The sequence below is a fragment of the Pseudomonas sp. GV071 genome, from assembly GCF_003050835.1.
GTDB lineage: Bacteria > Pseudomonadota > Gammaproteobacteria > Pseudomonadales > Pseudomonadaceae > Aquipseudomonas.
This window is the reverse complement of record NZ_QAOJ01000018.1, coordinates 89215-110644: the sequence shown is the minus strand read 5'-3', so window position 1 is coordinate 110644 and position 21430 is coordinate 89215. Positions and strand designations below refer to the sequence as shown.

Annotated in this window: 17 protein-coding genes; 11 read left to right on the top strand and 6 right to left on the bottom strand. The window is 62.6% G+C overall.

What is annotated here, in order from left to right; translation table 11 throughout:
- Positions 1-362: 362 nt before the first annotated feature.
- Both C8K61_RS25565 and C8K61_RS25560 read right to left on the bottom strand, forming a co-directional pair.
- A complete protein-coding gene (locus tag C8K61_RS25565; protein WP_108099664.1) occupies positions 363-1799 on the bottom strand; it encodes a SulP family inorganic anion transporter in 1437 nt (478 codons plus the stop codon).
- Positions 1800-1904: 105 nt separating this feature from the next.
- On the bottom strand, positions 1905-3035 hold the full coding sequence (locus tag C8K61_RS25560; protein ID WP_108099662.1) for a lactonase family protein: 1131 nt from the start codon (positions 3033-3035) through the stop codon (positions 1905-1907).
- A 238-nt stretch (positions 3036-3273) separates the two neighbouring features.
- Between C8K61_RS25560 and C8K61_RS25555 the strand changes: the two genes are divergently transcribed.
- From C8K61_RS25555 to C8K61_RS25530, 5 genes are all read left to right on the top strand, one after another.
- Positions 3274-4899: a methyl-accepting chemotaxis protein gene (locus tag C8K61_RS25555; RefSeq protein ID WP_108099660.1), complete on the top strand. Its 1626-nt coding sequence runs from the start codon at positions 3274-3276 to the stop codon at positions 4897-4899.
- An 88-nt stretch (positions 4900-4987) separates the two neighbouring features.
- Positions 4988-5788: an AraC family transcriptional regulator gene (locus C8K61_RS25550; protein WP_108099658.1), complete on the top strand. Its 801-nt coding sequence runs from the start codon at positions 4988-4990 to the stop codon at positions 5786-5788.
- Between the two features lie 89 nt (positions 5789-5877).
- Entirely contained in the window at positions 5878-6249 is a 372-nt protein-coding gene (locus tag C8K61_RS25545) for a cupin domain-containing protein (protein ID WP_371920028.1), read from the top strand.
- Positions 6250-6523: 274 nt separating this feature from the next.
- Positions 6524-8788: a catalase/peroxidase HPI gene (katG, locus tag C8K61_RS25540; protein WP_108099656.1), complete on the top strand. Its 2265-nt coding sequence runs from the start codon at positions 6524-6526 to the stop codon at positions 8786-8788.
- Positions 8789-9092: 304 nt separating this feature from the next.
- The gene (locus C8K61_RS25530) at positions 9093-9497 is read left to right on the top strand and encodes a transcriptional regulator (RefSeq protein ID WP_256589555.1); all 405 of its coding nucleotides are present in this window, start codon (positions 9093-9095) and stop codon (positions 9495-9497) included.
- Here the strand turns inward: C8K61_RS25530 and C8K61_RS25525 are convergent.
- Positions 9409-11148, bottom strand: a complete 1740-nt coding sequence (locus tag C8K61_RS25525; protein ID WP_108099654.1) for an amidohydrolase family protein — start codon at positions 11146-11148, stop codon at positions 9409-9411. The genes C8K61_RS25530 and C8K61_RS25525 overlap by 89 nt on opposite strands.
- A 109-nt stretch (positions 11149-11257) precedes the next feature.
- On the opposite strand from C8K61_RS25525, the gene C8K61_RS25520 reads away from it, so the two are divergent.
- Both C8K61_RS25520 and C8K61_RS25515 read left to right on the top strand, forming a co-directional pair.
- The gene (locus tag C8K61_RS25520; protein WP_108099652.1) at positions 11258-12289 is read left to right on the top strand and encodes an AraC family transcriptional regulator; all 1032 of its coding nucleotides are present in this window, start codon (positions 11258-11260) and stop codon (positions 12287-12289) included.
- A gap of 62 nt (positions 12290-12351) precedes the next feature.
- Positions 12352-13209 carry a LysR substrate-binding domain-containing protein gene (locus tag C8K61_RS25515; protein WP_108099650.1) on the top strand — a complete coding sequence of 286 codons (858 nt, stop codon included), beginning with the start codon at positions 12352-12354 and terminating at the stop codon, positions 13207-13209.
- Positions 13210-13236: 27 nt separating this feature from the next.
- Here C8K61_RS25515 and C8K61_RS25510 read toward each other — a convergent pair whose 3' ends face one another.
- Positions 13237-14073 (bottom strand): EamA family transporter, encoded by an 837-nt coding sequence (locus C8K61_RS25510; RefSeq protein ID WP_108099649.1) that lies wholly within the window; start codon positions 14071-14073, stop codon positions 13237-13239.
- A gap of 507 nt (positions 14074-14580) precedes the next feature.
- Between C8K61_RS25510 and C8K61_RS25505 the strand changes: the two genes are divergently transcribed.
- The 3 genes from C8K61_RS25505 to C8K61_RS25495 are packed head-to-tail and all read left to right on the top strand — an operon-like array spanning position 14581 to position 18451.
- The gene (locus tag C8K61_RS25505) at positions 14581-15666 is read left to right on the top strand and encodes a putative 2-aminoethylphosphonate ABC transporter ATP-binding protein (RefSeq protein ID WP_108099647.1); all 1086 of its coding nucleotides are present in this window, start codon (positions 14581-14583) and stop codon (positions 15664-15666) included.
- Entirely contained in the window at positions 15663-17375 is a 1713-nt protein-coding gene (locus C8K61_RS25500) for a putative 2-aminoethylphosphonate ABC transporter permease subunit (protein ID WP_371920027.1), read from the top strand. The genes C8K61_RS25505 and C8K61_RS25500 overlap by 4 nt, the downstream gene beginning before the upstream one ends.
- A gap of 56 nt (positions 17376-17431) precedes the next feature.
- Complete coding sequence (locus C8K61_RS25495) at positions 17432-18451, top strand: putative 2-aminoethylphosphonate ABC transporter substrate-binding protein (RefSeq protein WP_108099645.1); 1020 nt, start codon at positions 17432-17434, stop codon at positions 18449-18451.
- Positions 18452-18497: 46 nt separating this feature from the next.
- Here C8K61_RS25495 and C8K61_RS25490 read toward each other — a convergent pair whose 3' ends face one another.
- Together C8K61_RS25490 and C8K61_RS25485 are read right to left on the bottom strand one after the other, a co-directional pair.
- Positions 18498-18794 carry a hypothetical protein gene (locus C8K61_RS25490; protein ID WP_108099643.1) on the bottom strand — a complete coding sequence of 99 codons (297 nt, stop codon included), beginning with the start codon at positions 18792-18794 and terminating at the stop codon, positions 18498-18500.
- A 227-nt stretch (positions 18795-19021) separates the two neighbouring features.
- A complete protein-coding gene (locus C8K61_RS25485; RefSeq protein WP_108099641.1) occupies positions 19022-20194 on the bottom strand; it encodes a hydroxymethylglutaryl-CoA reductase in 1173 nt (390 codons plus the stop codon).
- A gap of 242 nt (positions 20195-20436) precedes the next feature.
- Between C8K61_RS25485 and C8K61_RS25480 the strand changes: the two genes are divergently transcribed.
- Complete coding sequence (locus C8K61_RS25480) at positions 20437-21231, top strand: SDR family NAD(P)-dependent oxidoreductase (protein ID WP_108099638.1); 795 nt, start codon at positions 20437-20439, stop codon at positions 21229-21231.
- Positions 21232-21430: the final 199 nt, after the last annotated feature.

The following is a 21430-nucleotide window of genomic DNA, read 5'->3' as shown; positions in this document are numbered from 1 at the left end:
GCGGTAACGGCAGACAGCTTGAATTGTGTTGTGTACTTGCTCATGAAAAACGCCCCAGAGGTTGGATTGGTGTCCAACTTCTGGGGCGCACTTCAATCCCTTGTGGGAGAGGCGTCAGCCTCGATAAATTGCAGCGTCAATGTGCTGGGTTGACGATCAAAAACTCGCGGCTAAAGCCCCTCCCACAGGGGCATGCGATCCCTTGTGGAAGAGGCTTCAGCCTCGATAAATTGCAGCGTCTACGTGCTGGGTTGACGATCAAAAACTCGCGGTTAAAGCCCCTCCCACAGGGACATGAGATCCCTTGTGGGAGGGGCTTTAGCCGCGATAATTTTCAGCGCCACCGGCGAATTTGAATCGAGCTATTCCCCCGCGCGCTTCAGCAGCTTCTTGCAGCGCTCGCTCAAGTGCACCACGCGCAGATGTTTGCCCGTCTTGCTGTAGCGCTCGCGCAAGGTTTTCAACGCGGCAATTGCCGAGTAGTCGACAAAGCTCAGGTGCGCGCAATCCAGGGTTACCTGTTCAGGGTCGGCGGCGGGGTCGAACTGATTCAGAAACGGTGTCACCGAGGCAAAGAACAGCGTGCCATGCACCTGGTACAACTTGCTGCCATCGGCTTGCACATGGGCGTCGGCGTACAGCTCACGGGCATGCTGCCAGGCGAAGTTCAGCGCGGCGATGATGATGCCCAGCAGCACCGCAGTGGCGAGGTCGGTGAAAACGGTGATGATGGTCACCGCCAGAATCACCAGCATGTCGTTCACCGGCACCTTGTGCAGCACCCGTAGCGAGGCCCAGGCGAAGGTCTGCTGCGAGACCACGAACATCACCCCCACCAGCGCCGCCAGCGGAATGCGCTCGATCAGCGGCGACAGAAACAGCACGAACAGCAGAATCATCACCCCGGCCACCACCCCCGACAGCCGCCCACGGCCGCCGGAGCTGAGGTTGATCACGGTCTGGCCGATCATTGCGCAGCCACCCATGCCACCGAAGGCGCCCGAGACCATATTCGCTGCGCCCAGGGCTACGCATTCGCGGTCCGGGTAGCCGCGACTTTCGGTGACTTCGTCGGTGAGGTTGAGGGTCAGCAGGGTTTCCAGCAGGCCGACCATGGCCATCAAAAACGCATAGGGGGCGATGATCCGCAGGGTTTCCACGGTCCAGGGCAAGTCGGGCAGGGCAAAGGTCGGCAGGCCGCCGGCGATGTGCGCCATGTCGCCGAGGGTGCGGGTTGGCAGGTTGAGCAGGTACACCGCCAGGCCCACCGAGAGAATCGCCACCAACGCTGGCGGCACCGCGCGGGTCAGGCGGGGCAGCAGGTAGACGATGGCCATGGTCAGCGCCACCAGGCCGAGCATCAATGCCAGCGGCGTGCCGCTCAGCCACTGTTCACCGCTCTTGAAGTGTTCCAGCTGGGCCAGGGCAATGATGATCGCCAGGCCATTCACAAACCCCAGCATTACGGGGTGCGGCACCATGCGCACCAGCTTGCCGAGGCGCAGCAGGCCGAACAGCACCATGATCACCCCACCCAATAGCACCGTGGCCAGCAGGTACTGCACGCCGTGCTGCACCACCAGCGCGACGATCACCACTGCCATCGAGCCGGCAGCCCCGGACACCATCCCCGGCCGCCCTCCGAACAGCGCGGTGAGGGTGCAGATGATGAACGCGCCATACAGCCCCATCAGCGGGTTGAGGTGCGCCACCAGGGCAAAAGCGATGCACTCAGGCACCAGGGCGAACGAGGTGGTGAGGCCAGCAAGAAGATCGGCGCGAAGGCGAGCGGGTTTCATGGCAATGACTGCAGGACGGCAAACGGGGCTGCGGATGTTACGGAATCCGCGCCAGGGCGGCCATGCCCAATCCCGCGATCAAGCCAGCCGCCCCGCGTGCAGCGGTTATTTGGCCGGTGGCCAGATTTCGATCCACAAGGCGCCATCGCCCGACGGCGCTTCGCCCACCCGTTTCAGACTGCCGTCTTTGCCGATGGCGTAGCTGCCGATGGTCTGGCTTTTCTCGCCGGTGACCAACAGCCATTTGCCGCTAGGGAAGAAGGCGATATTGCGCGGTTGTTTTTCCGCCACCTTGAAGTTGCCGCTGTACGTCAGGGCGCCGCTGGCCGGGTCGACCTTGAAGGCCGACACGCTGCTGCTGGTGCGCTCGGTGGTGTACAGCAGCGTGCCGTCCGGCGACAGGCGAATGTCCGCAGCCCAGATGCGCGGCGTCGGGTCGTCCTTGAGGTCGTTGTTGGCGGCGTTGCGGATAAGCCCCTGCTGCAGTTTCAGGCCGGCGGGTACGCTCTCGGCCTGGGTGACCTGGCTGAGGGCGCCGGTTTTACCGTCGATGGCATAGCCGACCACGGTGCCGCTCAGCTCGCCCACCACATACAGAAACTTGCCGTTGGGCGAGAACACGATATGGCGGGGGCCCATCTTCGCCGGGGTAGGGGCCGCGCCCGAGCCAATCGGCGTCAGTGCGCCGGTGGTTTTGTTCAGGCCGAACTGCAGCACGCTGTCGGTGCCCAGGTTGCCGACGTAGGCAAAACGGTCGCTGCGGTCGGTGCGAATGGAGTGGGCGATGGGGCCGGTCTTGTACACCTGAATTTGCTCGGAAACCCGGTGCTCGGCGTCAATCGCCTGCACGCTGAGCAGGCTGGCGCCATAGGACGCCCCGAGCAGAAAGTGCCCGCTGCGGTCGGTGGCGATGTACGCCAGGCTGTCAGCCAGCGGTGCCTGGCCGAGTTTTTCCAGGTGGCCGCTGTGTGGGTCAATGCGGTAACTCACCACGCTGAAGGGCGCTACCCGCAGGGCGGCATACAGCGTCGAGCCGTCCGGGCTGATGGCGATCGGGTTGACCTTGCTGCCGGCCGGCGTCTGTTCCACCAGGCGCGGAACGCCGGTGTTGTCGTTCAATTCGTATTGTGAAATCAGCCCGTCATTGGGGCTGGAAATGTAGGCGTAGGTCGCCGCAAGCGAGGGCAGCGATAACGCACTGGCGAGGGCGGCAGCCAGCAGGTGCAGTTTGGTCATGGGGCGGGGTTCCTTGTTGTTGTGATTGTCGTCAGTCATCATACGACTGCGCTGAAGCAATCAGCAATACACGACCCAAACCAGTGGCCTGACGGGCGATTACCGCACAGGAAATGGCGTTCTAGAGGCTCGCTCGTGTTAGCTCAGCGGTCGTGCGGCTAAAGTCGCGATTGCCCATGCCGACAAGGTTGTCAGATAACAAGACCTATACCTTTCCTACGGATGAGCGAGAAATTTCATGCTGCTACGCAATTGGAACATTGCCCGCCGGGCCGCCATCGGCTTCGCCCTGATCGCCTTGGCGGTCGCCTTTCTCGGGGTGTTTTCCCTCGGCCAGATGTCGAGCATCCGTGACCGCGCCACAGCCATTGAGCGCGATTGGGTGCCGAGCATTCGCATCGTCGACGCCATCCGCGAAAACATGCTGCGCATCCGCACCATCTCCCTGCGCATGGCGCTGGACCCCGACACCAAGAACATCGACACCTACGTCGGCCAGTACGAAGCGCGCAACAAGTTGCTGATGCAGACCATCAACGACTACGAGGCGTTTATCGACTCGCCGGACGAGCAACGTCTCTACGACCAGTTCAAGAAAGACTTCGCCAGCTACCAGCGCGGCATGGGCGACTCTTTCACCCTGGCCCGCAGTGGTAACCGTGAGGCGTTGAACAAGCTCTTGCTGGTGGACATGAAGCCGGTGGTCGATGGCACCGGCGCGCAGCTCGCCGAACTGGGCGACATCTACGGCAAAGGCATTGAGCGCGAAGGCAAGGCGTCGGCCGATTACTACGCCGACTCGCGTCTGATCGTGATCGCCGTGATCGTGCTGGCCGCCTTGGGCACGGTACTGCTGGCCTGGCTGCTGACCCAGAGCATCGTTCGCCCGCTGCGCGATGCGGTGCAGGCCGCGCAGTTTGTCGCGGCTGGCGACCTGACCAAACCGATTGCCGTGAGCGGCCACGATGAAGTCAGCCAATTGCAGGACGCCCTCGGGCGCATGCAGCAGAACCTGCGGGAAACCCTGGCGCAGATTTCCGGCTCGTCGACCCAATTGGCTGCAGCGGCCGAAGAGCTCAACGCCGTGACCGAAGAAGCCAGCCGCGGTTTGCTGCGCCAGAACGATGAAATCGAGCAGGCCGCCACCGCGGTCAACGAAATGAGCACCGCGGTGGATGAAGTGGCGCGCAACGCGGTGTCCACCTCGGAAGCCTCCAAAGCCTCCAACCAATCGGCGCAGGTGGGGCAGAACCGCGTCAGCGACACCATCAATGCCATCACCGATTTGTCCGGCGACATGCAGTCCACCGCTAGCCAGGTACGCCAGGTGGCGGAGCAGTCGCAGGACATTGGCAAGGTGCTGGATGTGATTCGCGCCATCGCCGAGCAGACCAATCTGCTGGCCTTGAACGCGGCCATTGAAGCGGCGCGGGCCGGTGAGTCCGGCCGTGGTTTTGCCGTGGTCGCCGATGAGGTGCGCGCCTTGGCCCACCGCACGCAGAACTCCACCCAGGAAATCGAACAGATGGTCGCCAGCATGCGCACCGGCGCCAGCCAGGCACTGACCGCCATGCAAAGCAGCAGCGCCCGCGCGCAGTCCACCCGCACCCTGGCCGAGAGTGCGGGTGAGGCGCTGGAGCAGATCACCACGGCGATTGGCGAAATGTACGAACGCAACCTGGTGATCGCCAGCGCGGCAGAAGAGCAGGCGGCGGTAGCCCGCGAGGTTGACCGCAACCTGGTGAACATTCGCGACCTGTCCGTGCAATCGGCCACCGGCGCCCACCAGACCAGCGCGTCCAGCCATGAACTGTCGCGTCTGGCGGCGGACCTCAATGTGTTGGTCAATCGCTTTCACCTGTAATCGGCAGAGCGGCGGGTAGGCGGCGGGGCAGCGTTTCTGGCGTGAAGTCTGATAACGTGCCAGCCATCTTCCTGCCGTTCACCCTGCCATGTCCGAGCCTCTTCACGACTGGGTCAAATACTCCCCCACGCTGCGCAAACTGGAGCGCATCGAGGCGTTTTTCAGCGGCCACGGTTTTTCCCCCCATCGCCATGACACCTATGCCATCGGCATCACCCTGGCTGGCGTGCAGAGCTTTCGTTACCGCCACGCCCAGCGCCACAGCCTGCCTGGCAACGTGCTGGTGCTGCACCCGGATGAGCTGCACGACGGCGAGGCGGGCACCGATGCGGGTTTTCGCTACCAGATGCTGTATGTGCAACCGGCGCTGATCCAGCAGGTGCTAGGTGGCAAGGCACTGCCCTTTGTCGAGGGCGGCATCAGTGCCGATCCCAGGCTGTACCGCGCGACACAGATGGCCCTGAGCAATCTCGACGCCAGCCTGGAACCCCTCGAAGAGGACGACAACATCTACGACCTGGCGCGGGTGTTGGCCGAGGTCGCGGGCCAGCGCACCCGCCGCAAGGCGGTGGACTTCATCGCCGCCGAGCGCGCCCGGGAGTTCATTCACTCGGCGCTGGACCGGGTGGTGACGCTGGATGAACTGAGCGAGGCCAGCGGCCGCGACCGCTGGAGCCTCAGCCGTGATTTTCGCGCCCTGTACGGCACCAGCCCCTACCGCTACATGACCCACCGCCGTCTCGACCTGGCCCGGGCGTTGTTGCTCGATGGCCACTCCCTGGCGCAAGCCGCGATCTCGGCCGGGTTTTTCGACCAGAGCCATATGACCCGCCTGTTCCAACAGGCCTATGGCGTTTCCCCCGGCCGTTGGCTGAAGCGGCTCAGCTAACGCGTTGCGCTTGCACAATCGTGCAATACAGCCTTTGAGCGGCGGCCCTAAAGTCGGGCTTCCGATTGATCGCAGCCGAGCACCTGTCCATGTCCATGACTTACACCGCCATCAACTTCAGCGAGAAATACACCCTGTTCAGCGAGCAATGGGCGCCCAAGGTGGTCGCGCAAATGAACGACTACCAATTCAAGATCGTGAGACTTGAGGGCGACTTCATCTGGCACAGACACGCCGAAACCGATGAGACCTTTATCGTCCTCGACGGTGAGCTGCGCCTGGATTTTCGCGATGGTTTCGTACTGATTGGCGCCGGTGAAATGTACGTGGTGCCCAAGGGCGTCGAGCACAAACCCTTTGCCGCGAAAGAAGTTCGCCTGTTGCTGGTGGAGCCCTGCGGCGTGCTGAACACCGGTGCCGAAGGGGGCGAGCGCACTGCCGTCAACGACGTGTGGATATAGCTGGCGATGTGACACTTTTCATACCCTGAGAGAGTCTGGCTATCAACACAGCACATCCGCTCTATTAGAACTCTTCCCATAGGCGTCTAGTCTTGCTCAGGCGTCGATCCCTATCGGCGCCGTGCAACCTGATGAGGGGACACAGAGCCTCGCCCACCGCACTGCTGCGGTAACGATCCCAGGCCCGCCCCGATTGCCGTCGAACTCACTCATCGGTGTTCGCAGCCCACTGGGGGCTGGAGAGCTGGATGAAGCGACCTTAAGGAAGAACAACATGTCGACTGAATCGAAATGCCCGTTCAATCACGCCGCTGGCGGTGGGACCACCAACCGTGACTGGTGGCCCAACCAACTGAACCTGAAAATTCTCCACCAACACTCCTCCAAGTCCGACCCGCTGGGTGACGACTTCGATTACACCAAGGCCTACAAGAGCCTCGACTTCGCTGCGGTCAAACGCGACCTCGAAGCGCTGATGACCAATTCCCAGGACTGGTGGCCGGCCGACTTCGGCCACTACGGCCCACTGTTCGTGCGCATGGCCTGGCACAGCGCTGGCACTTACCGCACCGGCGATGGCCGTGGCGGCGCCGGCTCCGGCCAACAGCGTTTCGCGCCGCTCAACAGCTGGCCCGACAACGTCAGCCTGGACAAGGCGCGGCGGTTGATCTGGCCGATCAAACAGAAATACGGCAACGCCATTTCCTGGGCCGATCTGATCGTGCTCACCGGCAACGTGGCGCTGGAGTCCATGGGCTTCAAGACCTTCGGCTTCTCCGGCGGCCGCCCGGATGTGTGGGAACCAGACGAAGACGTGTACTGGGGCACTGAAACCGTGTGGCTCGGTGGCGACAAGCGCTACGGCAAGGCCAACAAGGAAATGGAAGAGCCGGGCCAAGGCGACCTGGTCGCTGAGCCGGCCAAACGTCCGGAACAGGAAGGCCGCGAGCTCGAGCGCAACCTGGAAAACCCCCTGGCTGCCGTGCAGATGGGCCTGATTTACGTGAACCCGGAAGGCCCGGAAGGCAACCCCGACCCATTGGCCTCGGCCAAAGACATTCGCGAAACCTTCGGCCGCATGGCCATGAACGACGAAGAAACCGTGGCGCTGATCGCCGGCGGCCACGCCTTCGGTAAAACCCACGGCGCCGGCCCTGCCGACAACGTCGGCCCGGAACCGGAAGCCGCGGGCCTGGAAGAGCAGGGCCTGGGCTGGCGCAACAAGTTCGGCAGCGGTAAAGGCGGCGACACCATCACCAGCGGCCTGGAAGTGACCTGGACCTCGACGCCCACTCGCTGGAGCAACGAGTACTTCGAAAACCTCTTCGGCTTCGAATGGGAACTGACCAAGAGTCCGGCCGGCGCCCATCAATGGCAACCCAAAGGTGGCGCCGGGGCCGGCAAGATTCCCGACGCCCACGACCCGAGCAAACGCCGCGCGCCGTCCATGCTCACCTCCGACCTGGCACTGCGCTTCGATCCGATCTACGAAAAGATCTCGCGGCGCTTTCTGCAGAATCCGGCCGAGCTGGCTGACGCTTTTGCCCGCGCCTGGTTCAAACTGACCCACCGCGACATGGGCCCGCTGACCCGCTACCTGGGCCCGGAAACCCCGAGCGAAGAACTGCTCTGGCAGGACCCGATTCCGGATGTGAACCACCCGCTGGTGGATGACAGCGACGTGGCGGCGCTCAAGGCCAAGGTGCTGGCATCCGGCCTTAGCGTGGCGCAGTTGGTGTCCACTGCCTGGGCGGCTGCCTCGACGTTCCGTGGCTCGGACAAACGTGGCGGTGCCAATGGCGGCCGTCTGCGCCTGGAACCGCAAAAGTCCTGGGAAGCCAACCAGCCCGCGCAACTGGCCCAGGTGCTGAGCACCCTGGAGCGCATCCAGGGCGAGTTCAACGGCGGTCAGGCGGGCGGCAAGAAAATCTCCTTGGCGGACCTGATCGTGCTGGCCGGTAACGCCGGTGTCGAACAGGCGGCAAAAACAGCCGGACAAACCGTCAGCGTGCCCTTCGCGCCTGGGCGCATGGACGCTTCGCAAGAGCAAACGGATGTCGAGTCGTTCGGCTTCCTTGAGCCGATTGCCGACGGTTTCCGCAACTACCAGAAAGGCCGCTACACCGTGTCGGCTGAAACGCTGTTGGTGGACAAGGCCCAGTTGCTGACCCTCAGCGCGCCGGAACTGACCGTGCTGGTGGGCGGCCTGCGAGTGCTCGGCGCCAACGTCGGTGACTCCAAACACGGCGTGTTCACCACCCGGCCCGGCGCGCTGACCAACGACTTCTTCACCCACCTGCTGGACATGGGCGTGGAGTGGAAGCCGGCATCCGCCGACACCTACGAGGCGCGTGAGCGCAAGACGGGCCAAGTGAAATGGACCGGCACCCGCGTCGACCTGGTATTCGGCTCCAACGCGCAACTGCGCGCCTTGGCCGAGGTGTATGCCAGCAGCGATGCCCAGGCCAAGTTCGTCAACGACTTCGTCGCCGCCTGGACCAAAGTGATGAACCTCGACCGCTTCGACCTACGCAACTGAAAACGGCCTAGGCCGTAAGAGCAGAACGCCTCCTTCGGGAGGCGTTTTGTTTTGTCGAAGCCATGGACGCACAGCTTGAGGTGATCGCACGTTTTCCAGAGGGGACAGTGAAGATCAGCAACGTTGTCGATCTCGATGAGGAGGCCCAGCAAGCGTAAACCTCCGTCTGTACCGATATTTCGCAGGCTGTTCATACAGCACAAGGGCTGCATTCCTACCCGCATCCAATCCTTTTGCGCTCATGTGCATTCGGGACCATCCGCTAGGCTCGTCGCTCCTTTCATTCCGCTACGAGCCCATACCGATGACCAGCCGCTTTACCACTCGCAGGGCTAAGGCCGTTCCTCTTTCTCAGGCACGTGCCGAGGCCAGGGCCAAGGTCATGCTCGCCATTGGCCAGACCCACGTGGCGCTTGCCGATGCGCTTCAGGTTTCACCGTTGGTCATCGGCAAAATGGAGCGCCACACCGACATTTACATCGCTACCCTGCGCCAGCATGTCGAGGCCATGGGCGGCCAGTTGCAGGTGATCGTGAGCTTCCCCGACGGCGCGGTGAAGCTCAGCAATTTTATCGACCTGGATAATGACGGCCTCCCGGCCGACGAACCCCGCGTAGCGCTTAACGGGCAGCCAGGAAGCGACCAAACCCCTGCGCTTGGCCGAGCTCTGGCACTACCTGTTCATCGTCCACCGCCAAGCGGCCATTGATCAGCACGTGCGACACGCACCCGGGGTTGCGGCAGACCATGCGCGGGATGTCGAAGCCTTGCATGGTGTCCCAGTTTTCCCGCTCCAGATCCTGCTGCAAGCCGCGTGGGTCGAGCACCACAATGTCGGCGCGATCACCTTCGCGAATACGCCCGGCGTCGATCCCGAGCCAGTCTGCCTGCTCGCCGGTGAGGCGGTGGATAGCCTGTTCGATGGGCATGATCGGCCGTCCTTCGCCGTGGCTTTCCTGCACCAGTTTGAGCAGGCGCAGCGGCAGGTTGTAGAAGGCCATGTTGCGCAGGTGGGCGCCGGCGTCGGAGAAGGTGATCAGGGTGTTGGGGTTGCACACCATCTTGCGCAACACGTCTTTGCGGTGGTTGCCGATCACCGTGAACCAGCGCAGCTGGGTGCCGTGGGCCACCACCATGTCGAGGAACAGGTCGACCACATGCAACCCGCGCTCCAGCGCCACGTCGGCGAAGTTGCGACCGATCAGCTGTTGCTCCGGGCAACCGAGAATCACGGCGTCGCCGAAGTCGCGCTGCCATACCCGTGGTGAGAGTTTTTGCGCATAGAACTTACGGAAGGTGCGCCGGTAGTTTTCATCTTTGAGCAGGGCATTGCGCGCCACTGCGTCCTTGAGGTCGAGGGCCATTTCACCGGCGCCGAATTCTTCGAACAGCACCACGTCGATGCCGTCGGCGTAAATCATGAAAGGGGTGGGCAGCAGCTGCCAGCGGAAGTCGCCGCCGAGCAGGTTGGTGAACCAGGCCGACAACCGCGCCATTGGCGCAATGGTGCGGTTGCCCTTGAGGTCGAGCATGGAAATCAGGGTGGTCTTCAGTGGCTTGCGCAGCACGCCCATGGCCTGGCCGAGGTACTGCAGCACCTGCAGCGGGTTGGCCGCGTTCGGCGCGCCCTGGTGCACCCGCCCGCGTTTGCGCAGCAGGTTGTTCAGGCGACGCACCTCGCCCCAGCGCGCATAGGTGCTGGGCAGGCTTTTTGACCACTCGCGGTCGCCGTCGATCTTGTCCCACTTCAGGCACATGGTCGACAGGCCGAGGAAACCGGCGTCCAGCGCCTGCTCCATGACGTTTTCCATCGCCTGCATTTCCGCTGCACTGGGCTGCACATTGCGGTCGGTGGCGCGGTGCAGGCCCATCACGCCCACACGCAAGTCGCTGTGGCCGAGAAAGCTCACCACGTTCGGGCCCATCGGCTGCTGGCGGATAAAGTCCACCCACTGTTGCGGCGTGTTCCAGGTTTTATGCTGGCGCAGAATCGGCAGCACCTTGTCCCGCGGCACGGTTTCCACCCGGGTGAAAATGTCCGAGGCATCTTCCGGCTCGGAGCAGACCATGCTCAACGAGCAACTGCCCACCAGCACGGTGGTCACCCCATGGCGTACCGACTCACTGAGGCTGGGGGCGACGATCAGTTCGGCGTCGTAGTGGGTGTGGCTGTCGATAAAGCCCGGCGTCACCCATTTGCCATGGGCCTGAATCACGCGGTTGGCCAGGCCTTCATCAATGGGCGTGGCGCTGACCAGCGCGACCTTGCCGTCCTTTACCGCCAGGCTGCGGATGGCCGCTGGCGCACCGGTGCCGTCGAAGTAACGGCCACCCTGAATCACGATGTCGTACGTAGCCATGGTCCACCTCATCTTGTTTTTGTCGGACAAGAGTAGGCCGCTGAAACCGGGCGGGCTTGTCATAACACGACAATGGCGGCATCGTCTTGTGGGTGCAGAGGAGTTCGCCATGAGCATTCGCTACGAGATACGCAGCGCCAGCTTGATCGGCTTCGAACAGGAAGTAACCCGCCTGGGCGGTGACCTGGCGGCGTTGCTGGCAGAGGTCGGCCTGAGCCAGGCGCAATTGCGCGACGCCGATTACCTGCTGGGCAGCCACCAGGTCATCCAGCTATTGGCCAACGCTGCCGAGCGCCTGGCTTGCCCGGACCTCGGCATGCGGGTGGCCGGCCACCAGGGCATTGAAATGCTCGGCTTGCTCGGCACTTTGTTGTGCGCCGAGCCCGATCTGCATGCAGCCTTCGCGGCCGCCCAACGTTATATGGCGCTGCACAACAAAGCCGAACACTGGCGCCTGCACCAGCAGGGTGGGCGGGTGTACGTGCGCCGCATCGAACACTTTTACGGCGCCGAACAGGCCCAGCAATACCGTGAGATGGCGGTGGCGGCGTGCGCGCGCCTGGCCCGGGAAATCTGCGGGGGAGGCGATATGCGCCCGCAGCGGGTGGAGTTCAGCCACAGCCCGTTGGCCAGCGAGAAAACCTACCGCCAGCATTTTGGCTGCGAGGTGCTGTTCAATCAGGAGCACGATTGCCTGGTGTATGCCGACGGCGTCATGGCGCGGCCGGTAAAGCCGCTGTCGTTCAAAGCCCAGACCCGCATCGACAGCTACCTGCGCGAGCTGTTGGCCAGCCTGCACGACAGCCTGGAACTGCAAGTGCGCACCCTGATCACGCAAACCCTCGGCCTGCACCAACACAGCCTGGAACACATCGCCCAACTGCTCGGCCTGCATCCGCGCACTCTGCAGCGTCGCCTGCTGGCCGAGGGCCTGAGGTTCAAACCGCTGGTGCTGGAAGTGAAAATGCAGCTTGCCAGCTGGCACCTGCATGCCTCCGCCATGGACCTCACGCGCTTGGCCGATGCCCTGGGTTACAACGACCTGGCGGCGTTCTCCCGCGCGTTCAAAAACTACCACGGCGTCGCTCCTTCGCAGTGGCGCGAGCAGCACCGGGCCAAGGCGGCAATTACCGCTATTTAGTGGCATGCATATTCCAGGGTGAGCCTTTAAGATGGCCTGCGCCCAGGCTAAGCGAGGACACCATGCTGGAATCGGAACTCAAGGCTTTCTACATGGTTGCCCAGTTGGGCAGCGTTACTTTGGCTGCGAAAAAACTGGGCTTGAGTCAGCCCACCGTGACCAATCAGATTCGCCAATTGGAAAGCCAGTTCGCCCTGGAGCTGTTCTACCGCGGGGGGCGCCGCCTCACCCTCAGCGAAACCGGCACGCGCCTGCTGCCGCTGATCAAGCCGATGCTGTCGCATAGCCTGAATATCGAGTTCTTCCTGAATAACGCCGGCGCCAATGCCGGCAAGCTGCGCATCGGCGCCACTGCGCCGTATTACATCCTCGACCTGGTCAAAGGTTTTCGTGAGCAGCACGGCGGGCAGATCAGCCTGGAACTGGGTAACTCGCAGCAAATGATCGAGGCCCTGGACGAATACCGGCTCGACCTGGTGACCTCGTCGCAACGCCTCACCGACGCGCGTTTGTTTTGCCTGCCCCTGGGCCAAGACCCGCTGGTGCTGGTGGTGCACCGCAGCCACCCGCTGGCCAACCAGAGCCGCATTCAGCTGAGCGCCATCGCAGGGCATTGCGTGCTGATGCGCGAGCAGGGGTCGCATACCCGCCAACTCACCGAAGACATGCTCAACCGCGCCCAGCTCAAGCTGGAAAACGTGATTGAAATCGGTAGCCGCGAGGCCATTCGTGAAGCGGTGCTGCGCAACATCGGGGTGAGCATCATCGCCCGTCATGAAGTGCCGGACAGCCAGGAGCTGCGCATTGTCACCATCCACCAGGCGACCCTGCTCGACGAGTTCCTGTACTGCCTGAAAGAGCGGCGTGGTGCGCGGCTTATCGATGCGTTCCTGCAAGTGGCGCAACAACGTTTCGGCTAACAGCAACCGGGTTGTTGCCGGGCTTGTTCAGTTCGCCCACTTGATCAGGACAATGCCCGTGGTCACCGCGGCGGCGGCGATCAAACGCCGCCGACCGAAAGGCTCCTTGAACAGCAGCGCGGCAATCACCGCGCCGATGATCACGCTGCTTTCACGCAGCGCCGCGATCTTGGCGACGTTGTCCATGGTCATCGCCCACAACACCAGGCCATAGGCTGCACAGTAGGTCAGCCCGCCAAACACCGACACGCCGCCATACTGGCGAACATGTCGGCGCAGCGCCGGGCCGCGCTGCCAGGCGGCGAACAACGGAATCGGCACGCTGAGCACCAAGGTGAAATACACCAGGTACCGCAACACGCCCTCGGCACTGCGCACGCCATGGGCGTCGATCACCGTGTACAAGGCCACGCACACACCGGCCGCCAAGGCATTGCGCGGTGCCCGCCACGCTTGAGTGACCTGCAACAAACTCAGCACCCCCAGCGACAACACCACCACGCCGGCAATGCCCAGCCACGGCAACCACTCGCCCAGCCAGAGCGCAGCAAACACCACCACCAGCAACGGCGGCAAACCACGCACCAGGGGGTACACCTGGCCGAAGTCGCCGAACTGATAGGCGCGAAGCAGAAAGTAGCGATAGAACAGGTTGACCACAGTGGACAGGGCGATCACCCCCCACACCTCCAGGGTCGGCAACGGCACCAGCGGCAGGGCGGCAAGGGCGACCAGAAAGGCCACCCCATCGACTACCGCCATCGACGACACTCGGTCGCTACTGGACTTCACCACCGCATTCCAACTGGCGTGCATAAACGCCGAAATCAATACCAGCAGGGTGGCCAGGTTGGCATCCGACATAAGCGCGCTCGCATCAAGAAGGTGGCCAGCATGCCAAGCAACCTGTCATCAATCCAATCGGTTATAGGGTTCGCTGGTATCAGCCGAACTTATTCATGCGTCTTGCCAGCGCGACCTGCAAAACACCTCTGCTACAACGTCAATTGCGCTGCAAGCAAACAAAACCCTATGGATTCATAGCCATTTTTGCGCAGTCGATTCGAACGCCATTTGCAGCGGTTTTAGCTATCTAATTAGTTGTTTATAAAAGTAAAAATTGAAAAATAGGACGCCGATGAGTATTCCGGAAAATCCCTGTTCAGGTGTTTTTTCACAATTTTCCGGTTTTTGTTTTGCCGGTGCTTTTCTTGCGTGTTACATCAAAAACCCAGCGAGGTTCACCGCCTACAACGCCGTTAGAGCGTCAGTGCTCGCTGTTTCCTGTCTGCCCAGTAAAACGTTCGCTTTTTACCGTTTACACCGCGTCGCCGATTGCTTCTGGCGACAGGCACTGCATAGGAATAGCTCATGGCTTCTACAACCGGTCCCATTTCGCCCCTGCCGCTTTCGGTGCATGGCATTGGTAAATCCTTTGGCAACATCGGCGTGCTCGACGATGTGTCGCTTAACGTCGAAGCAGGGGAGTTGGTGTGTTTGCTCGGGCCCTCCGGCTGCGGCAAAACCACCTTGCTGCGCATCATCGCCGGCCTGGAAAAACAGGACAGCGGCCGTTTGCAGCTCGGCCAGCGGGACATTTCCAAGGCCCATCCGCAAGAGCGTGACTACGGCATTCTGTTTCAGTCCTATGCGCTATTTCCCAACCTCACTGTTGCCCAGAACATCGGCTATGGCCTGAGTACCCGTAGCCTGTTGCGCTCGCAGATTCGTCAGCGGGTCGAGCAGATGCTCGAGCTGGTCGGCCTCACCGCAATTGCCGACAAATACCCGGGGCAACTGTCTGGGGGGCAGCAGCAGCGCGTCGGCCTGGCCCGCGCGCTGGCGCCGTCACCGTCGATGTTGCTGCTCGATGAACCGATGTCGGCACTGGATGCCAAGGTACGCGAACACCTGCGCCACGAGCTGCGCGCGCTGCAAAAGCAGTTGGGCATCACCACCGTGATGGTCACCCACGACCAGGACGAAGCCATGGTCATGGCCGACCGCATTGCCGTGATGAACCAGGGCCGCATTGAGCAGTTCGACACCCCCGAAGCCATCTACCGTTACCCGGCCACGCCCTTTGTCGCCAACTTCATCGGCCAGGCCAACTGGCTCGACTACCAGAGCGTCAGCGACGGCCAGGTGCACCTCGGGCCGATATCGCTGCAACTGCACAACGTCTCCGCGGGAGGGCCTGGCCGCCTGTTCTGTCGGCCCGAAGCGCTGCGCGTCGATCATCACGCGCAGGCCGCCAACAGCGTCGCGGCGCAGATCAAAGAGAAGCTGTTTCTCGGTAACCGCTACCGCCTGACCATGGAGCTTGACCAGCTTCAAGGCCAGTCGCTGGTCGCCGATATCAGCGCGGATCTGATGGCCGCGCCGCTGGACGCCGAGCGCGTCTGGCTGACCTTTCCGGCCCACAGCCTGCAGGCGTTTCCAGGAGCGGGGCTATGACCAGCATGCCCATTGCACGCCCTGCTCACGAGGCCGCCAAGACTGAGCCCCGCGGCCCGCAAGCGGCCATGCTCGACCTGCTGTTTACCCGCGGCGTGAAACTGCTGATGGGCCTGTTGCTGGTGCTGGGGCTGGCACTGCCGCTGCTGGCCATGTTGAGCAAAGTGGTGGGTGTGGAAAATGGCCTGGCCGGTGTCTGGGCCTATCTGTCCAGCGCGCGCTTCCTGTGGCTATTGGGCAACAGCGTGAAGGTGTCCCTGAGCACCGTGGCACTGGTGGTGCCGCTGGCCTACGTATTCGCCTACGCCTTGCAACGCAGCTGGATTCCCGGCAAACGCGTGCTGCGCAGTATTTCGCTGCTGCCGTTGATGGCGCCGTCGATGCTGTCGGCCATTGCCTTGATCTACCTGTTCGGCAACCAGGGCCTGCTGAAGTCCTGGTTCGCCGAGGGCATCTATGGCTTTTCCGGCATCTTGCTCGGCCAGGCGTTTTACAACTTTCCCATGGCCTTGATGATTCTGGTGTCGGCCCTCGGTATGGCGGATGCGCGCCTCTATGACGCCTCCATCAGCATGGGCGCCAACCACTGGAAAACCTTCGTCAACGTCACCTGGCCCGGCACCCGCTACGCGGTGTTCGCCGCCTGCTGCCTGGTGTTCACCCAGACCATCACCAACTTCGGTATTCCCGTGGTCATCGGCGGCGACTATCAGGTGTTGGCCATGGAGGCCTACAAGTCGGTGGTCGGCCAACAGAAGTTCTCCGAAGGCGCATTGATCGGCAGCATTCTGCTGGTGCCTGCGCTGATCAGCTTTGCCGTCGACGCCTGGATGCGCCGCCTGCGCGGCAGCCAGGTGAGCAGCCAGGCCGCCACCTATGTCGCCCCGCGCAACCGTTCCCGCGATGCCCTGTTGCTGGTTATCGCCGGCACCATCGGCCTGGCGTTGCTGAGCCTGGTGGTGGTGGCCGTGGCGGCGTCGTTGATCAACTTCTGGCCCTATGACCTGTCGTTGTCCCTGCGCCATTACGACTTCGAAGCCAGTGGCGACGTGGGCTGGTTGGCCTACCGCAACAGCCTGACCCTGGCCAGCCTCACCGCCCTGATCGGCACCCCGGTGATTTTCACCTGCGCCTACCTGATGGAGAAAACCCGCGGCGGCTGGCTGGACGGCGTGCTGCGCCTGCTGTGCCTGCTGCCGATGGCCGTGCCCGGTTTGGTGATGGGCCTGGGCTATGTGTTTTTCTTCAACCATCCCGGCAACCCGTTGGGCGGCCTGTACGGTGGCATCGCCCTGATGGTGGTGTGCTGCGTGGTGCGCTTTCTCACCCCGGCGCAGATGACCGCCACCACCGCACTGCGCCAGCTGAACGATGAAATCGAAGCCGCCTCGCTGTCGCTGAAAGTGCCGCTGCTGACCACCTTCGGCCGGGTCACCGTGCCCATCTGCCTGCCGGCGTTGATCGAGGTATTCCGCTACCTGTTCGTCTCCTCGATGACCTCGGTGTCGGCGCTGATATTCCTCTACAGCCCCGACACCGTGCTGGCCGCCGTCGCGGTGCTGAACCTGGATGACTCCGGCAACGTCGGCGCGGCGGCCGCTCTGGCCAGCCTGATTCTGCTGACCTCCGCCTGTGTGTCATTGCTGCTGTACCTGCTGTCCCGTGGCTTGCTCAAGCACACCCAGCACTGGCGATCCGCCCCTGTTTAAAACTGCCGTTGCGCCCGACCTACACCAACATTCACTTCAATTGCATGAGGCAACCGATGACCAACGCCTGGAAAACCCTCGCCGCCGCTGTGTTCAGCTTCGGTGTCGTCAGCAGTGTGTTCGCCAACACCGAACTGACCGTGTACACCGCCATGGAAAACGAACAACTGGCTGGCTACAAAAAAGCCTTCGAAGCCAAATACCCGGACATCGAAATCAAATGGGTACGTGACTCCACCGGCATCATCACTGCCAAGCTGCTGGCTGAAAAAGACAACCCACGGGCCGACGTGATCTGGGGCCTGTATGCCTCCAGCGTGGCGCTGATGGGTAAAGAAGGCATGCTGGAAGCCTACGCACCGGCCGGGCTGGACAAAGTCGACAGCAAATTCCGCGACACCCGCAACCCGCCGCTGTGGGTCGGTAACGGGGTAGAGGCAACCGCCATCTGCGTAAACGCCGCCGAGGCGAAAAAGCAGAACCTGCCGATTCCCACCAGTTGGGAAGACCTGACCAAGCCCGTGTACAAAGGCAAGATCGTGATGCCCAACCCGGCGTCATCGGGCACCGGCTATTCCGCCGTCAATGCCTGGCTGCAGATCATGGGTGAGGACAAGGGCTGGGCGTTCATGGACAAGCTGCACGTGAACATCGGCCAGTACACCCACTCTGGCTCCAAGCCGTGCACCCAGGCGGCCATGGGCGAATACCCGATCGGCATTTCCCTCGACTTCCGCGCCGTTACCCTCAAGCGCCAAGGAGCGCCGTTGGAAATCGTACTGCCCACCGAAGGCCTGGGGCTGGACATCAACTCGGTCGCCTTGATCAAAGGCAGCAAGAACCTGGACGCCGCGAAAAAGCTCGAAGACTTTGCCGTCAGCGACCAAGCCTTCCTGCTCTATCAGCCCAACGCCGCTGCGCTGGCGCGCCCGGAGTTCAACGTCAAACTGAAGGAAATGCCAGACGCCTACTACGACCGTCTGATTACCGTGGACTTCGACAAAGCCGGCGCCCAGCGCGCTGCCGTGCTGGAGAAGTGGCGCGCGCGTTATGACGGAAAATCGGAACAGAAATAACGCCTGAACGGGGTAGGGCGGCGCGGCTGCCGCTCTACCTGCCAGGTCAGGTGTTCAGCACCTTGAACCACCGATAAGCGCAATACAGCCCGGCAGGGCCAAGGGTCCAGAACAGGCTGACGCCGAACGAACAGCCGAACAGATAGAACAGCACCAGGAACCCGGCGACTGCCGCCAGCATCACGGCCGGGGTCACCACCCAGTCCACATAGGCCACCTCTGCGGCGTCCTTTTGCCACGAATTCTCCGGCCGTTTATTTTTTGCCCGCACCCTGCGGCGCAACCAGACGTCGGTGACAAAGTCCGCGATTGCTTCCAGTAATCCGCCGAGAAATACCCACATGTTTGCCCCTCGAATTCACCGCCAGTTGACCGCCAACAGTCGCTACACCCTCAGCCAGCCTGTTGAGCTGCGCAGACAGTAAAGCAATCTGCGCCGGCAGACGGTAACCCGGTCGCAAATGCGTGCGGCAATGCTTGGGCAAAAGTGTGTCAGGGCGTGGCCAGCGGGCACTGACGCAGGAGGGGCGAGGGACCGGCCGAGCGGCAGCGCAGTCCCCTCGCTAACAATCAGCGATTACGCCCCAAGGCTTCATGGCTGCTGACCCAGTCGCCGGCCAGAATCGCCGAGGTCAGCGACACATCCCCCGCCAGCACCACGGCGGCGATGATTTCCGCCAGCTTGTCGGCCTTGCCATCGCCATAACAGCCGAGCATTTCCAGGCATTCGCGCTGGGTCGGCAGGCTGGTGCCGCCGCCGTGGGTAGCGCAGATAACCGCGGGCAGGGTGACCGACCAGTAGTAATCGCCGTTATCCAGCAGTTGCCCGTAGGTGATGCCGCCATGGCTTTCGGCGACGTTGGCGGCGTCCTGGCCGGTGGCGATAAACATCGCCGCCAAACCGTTGGCCGAGTGCGCACCGCTGTAGGCGGCGCCGGCCTGAATCGCGCCCACGGCCGCAATCTGGCGGTAGCGGTAGAGGTTGGCGGGGTCGACGCGCAGCAGCTCGTGGGCCACTTCGCGCTTGAGGGTGAACTCGGCGATTACCCGTTTGCCACGGGTTTGAATCATGTTCATGGCCGAGTGTTTTTTGTCGGTGTCGATGGCGCCAGACAGAATGTAGCGCGGCTGTAACGGGTGATTGGCCTTGATCCATTCACAGGCAGCGTAAGTGGCCTTGCTGGTCATGTTCTGCCCGGCGGCATCGCCGGTGGTGTAGCAGAAACGGGTGTAGAGCATGTTGGCCACCGGGTACTGCTCGATCTCGAACAGCTTGCCGCTGCGGGTGGTGGTTTCGCTCACTGCCTTGATCGTCTCGAACTCACTCACCAGCCAGGCGCCGAATTCGCGGGCCTGCAGCGCATCGGCAAACATGAATACCGGCGCGCGCTGCATGGAGTGTTTGACCACCGTGGTCTTCACCCCACCCGACGCACTGATGGCGCGCATACCGCGGCTGTAGCTGGCCAGCAGGGTGCCTTCGGTGGTGGCCATCGGAATATAGAAGTCGCCCTGCGCATGCTCGCCCTCAATGCGAATGGGGCCAGCCAAGCCCAGCGGCATCTGCACCACGCCAATGAAATTCTCGATATTGCCGCGGGTGATCTCGGGGTCGATGGCGTACTTGCCGACCGTCTCCAGCGAAGCGCCGGTTTGCGCCTTGATGAACTCGCGGCGCACGCTGGCCTGCTCGTCGGAGTAGTCGTTGGAAGTGTTGCGGGGAATCGGGGCGCCTCGGGACATCATGCTCTCCTGCATCGTCGGTCGGATTAGCCTAGGTGAAAATCCGCTACCCGGAGTGTGCCCAAGGGCATCGGTGTCGGCTTGCCCGACCACGCCAATCAGGTGATCCAGCACGTCAATGTGTAGCTGAGGCAGGTTGGCTTGGCGTGCACAAATAGTCAGCGGCCGGCAATGGGCCGACTACGCTTTTCTGCGATCAATCCAGCCTGCCGGGCACACCCGGCCCTAAAAGAGGATTCACCATGCAGATCAATCTGGCCGGCAAAACCGCACTGGTTACCGCCTCTACCGGCGGTATCGGCTTTGCCATCGCACAGGGCCTGGCACTCACCGGTGCCACAGTGATCGTCAACGGCCGCAGCGACAGCTCGGTGCAAAAGGCCCTGGCACGCCTGCGCGAGGTGGCGCCGCAGGCCAGCTTGAGCGGCATCGCCGCCGACCTCGGCGATGCCGCCGGCGCCAACACCCTTCTCGCCGCGTTGCCGGCGGTGGATATTCTGGTGAACAACGCTGGCATCTATGGCCTGGTCGACTTCTTCGACACCGACGACGCTACCTGGGAAGACTACTGGCAGACCAACGTGATGTCCGGCGTGCGCCTCAGCCGCGCCCTGGTGCCGGCCATGGTCGAGCGCGGGTGGGGCCGGGTGCTGTTCATCTCCTCCGAGTCGGGCCGCAACATTCCGGCCGACATGGTCCACTACGGCGTCAGCAAAACCGCGCAACTGGCCCTCTCGCGCGGCCTGGCCAAACGGGTGGCCGGCAGTGGCGTGACCGTCAACAGCGTGCTGCCGGGGCCAACCCTGTCCGACGGCTTGGCCGCCATGCTCGAAGGCGAACGGGCCAAATCGGGCAAAACCCTGGAGGCGGTCGCCGCTGAATTTGTCATGGCGCACCGGCCGACCTCACTGATCCAGCGTGCTGCCACGGTGGAGGAGGTGGCCAATATGGTGATCTATCTCTGCTCGACCCAGGCCTCGGCCACCAGCGGCGCGGCGCTGCGGGTGGATGGTGGGGTGGTGGACGATATTCTCTGAGGTTTGGCAACCGGGGAGCGGTGTCCGCAGTGCCTGGGTGTGAACATAAAGAAGGGGACGCCGGTCCCCTTCATTTTCCAGATGAATTGTCTTGCCCCGATGCAATCAGATCAGAACGCGGTAGCCAATTGCGGCGAGGCTACATCGTCGAGTGGTGGCAGCGGTTTTTGGGTTTGGCCGCTGTGCGCAAGGTTGCAAT